Raw genomic sequence first — 1,493 nt, 5'->3', positions numbered from 1 at the left:
GAAGAAAAGCAGCGGATCGAAATTGCCGCCCCCGCCGTTTTCGGTTTCGTGACGTTGCCGAAGGTCGTAGCGACTATCCGATCGAAGACGGCTTCAAGTGTCCGGTCGATTTCGGGAAACTACGAGCAGGTGGGTGAGCATATCCTGTCGGGGCGGGCAGATCTTGGAATCTCGAGGTTGCCCTTGGATCCCCGGCTGTTTGAATGGGCGCCAATCGGGTCGGCACGCAACGTGTGCATCTTCCACCCCAAGCACCGTTTCTCGAAAAAATCATGTGTCGAGGCACACGACCTGGAGGGGGAACAGATCGTCGACATCGACCCCCAGTTTGCGTCGCATCAAATGAATTTCAACGCGTTGCGCTTCGCTGGGGTCGAGCCAGACATCCTGGTGGAATACGATTGCAATGGCTACGAAGTCGGCTTCGTCTCGGCCGGTCTCGGCGTTTCCATCACCAACGAAATCATCGCCCGCGAATATGCGGCGTTCGAGCTGGAAGCAAAGCCGGTGGAGCCCTCGGCCCTCTATCACTACGTTGCGGTCTGGCAAAAAGGCAGGGTCTTCTCCAACGTGTTGGAAGTCTCTCTCGAGGCAATCCTGTCGGCCTTTCAACCGGCGGCGGAAAGCGGACCTACCGTTCTCCCGATACACGCCACTGCCCGCGCTGCTGACCGTTCCTCCTAACAGTTCCGGACTAACCCTTCCGCTCATGCTTTGCCTTCGCGAAACCGCGATCCGTCGCGATGAAACGCTCGAGCATGGGCACGATCAAGCGCAGGGGATCGGTGGAGGATTGCCCCGTTTCGCGTCCGAGAATTTCGGCATATCGGATCAGGTCGCGATGCAGCGGCGCCGGAAGCTCGATTGTGACTTTGACAGGTTTGTCCTCGGCAATGGGGCCGAGTTTCAGCTTGGCCATTTCAGCCTCCGTATGGTTGGAGCACGAGATCGCGGGTGACGAGAACGCGCACGGGAAAACCCGGGCGAATGTCGAGCGTCGGCGCTATCTGGAGCTGGCGCTGGACGATCTGCTGGCCAACCTGGCTGACGCTGTCGGAAGCGCCGCTGCGCAAGGCGCGCACGATATCGCTCTCCTGGCCAGACGAGCCAGCCTCCGCCCCGACGCTGAGGATGGTGGAAAGTGCTGCCGCCTTGAACAACTCGCCCCAGTGATAGTCGACGCCATCCTCGAGGCCTGCATAGCCCTGCCCGTCCGCGCCAGGCTGGCGCTCCAGAACAATCGAACGGCCGTCCGGGAAAATCAGCCTGTTCCAGACAAGCAGCACACGTTTTTGCCCGAACCCCACGCCGCTGTCGTATTGGCCGATCACTCTGGTGCCTTGGGGGATCAGAAGCGAGCGCCCTGTCGGGCTGTCGTAAACGTTCTGCGTCACCTGGGCGGTGATTTGACCGGGCAGGTCCGAACGGATACCGGTTACGAGGGCAGCCGGGATCACGGCTCCTGCCTGAAGCACATAAGGTGAAGCCGGTGG

3 protein-coding genes are annotated in these 1,493 nt (G+C 60.5%); 1 reads left to right on the top strand and 2 read right to left on the bottom strand.

Going from position 1 to position 1,493, the window contains the following annotated elements; all coding sequences use genetic code 11:
* A partial coding sequence (locus tag EN742_RS34810; protein WP_128333866.1) for a LysR family transcriptional regulator substrate-binding protein occupies positions 1-684 on the top strand: 684 nt, incomplete at its 5' end.
* A gap of 10 nt (positions 685-694) precedes the next feature.
* Here EN742_RS34810 and EN742_RS34805 read toward each other — a convergent pair.
* Positions 695-919 carry a DUF2274 domain-containing protein gene (locus EN742_RS34805; protein WP_128333865.1) on the bottom strand — a complete coding sequence of 75 codons (225 nt, stop codon included), beginning with the start codon at positions 917-919 and terminating at the stop codon, positions 695-697.
* Position 920: 1 nt separating this feature from the next.
* Positions 921-1,493, bottom strand: a 573-nt coding sequence (locus EN742_RS34800) for a TrbI/VirB10 family protein (RefSeq protein ID WP_148670520.1), incomplete at its 5' end; no start/stop codon positions are given.

This window comes from Mesorhizobium sp. M4A.F.Ca.ET.020.02.1.1, from assembly GCF_004022645.1.
Taxonomy (GTDB): Bacteria; Pseudomonadota; Alphaproteobacteria; order Rhizobiales; family Rhizobiaceae; genus Mesorhizobium.
This window is presented reverse-complemented; position numbering and strand designations above follow the sequence as displayed.

Coding starts and splice junctions, on each gene's coding strand:
- EN742_RS34805 (WP_128333865.1), bottom strand. CDS start 919: ATGGCCAAGCTGAAACTCGGCCCCATTGCCGAGGACAAACCTGTCAAA.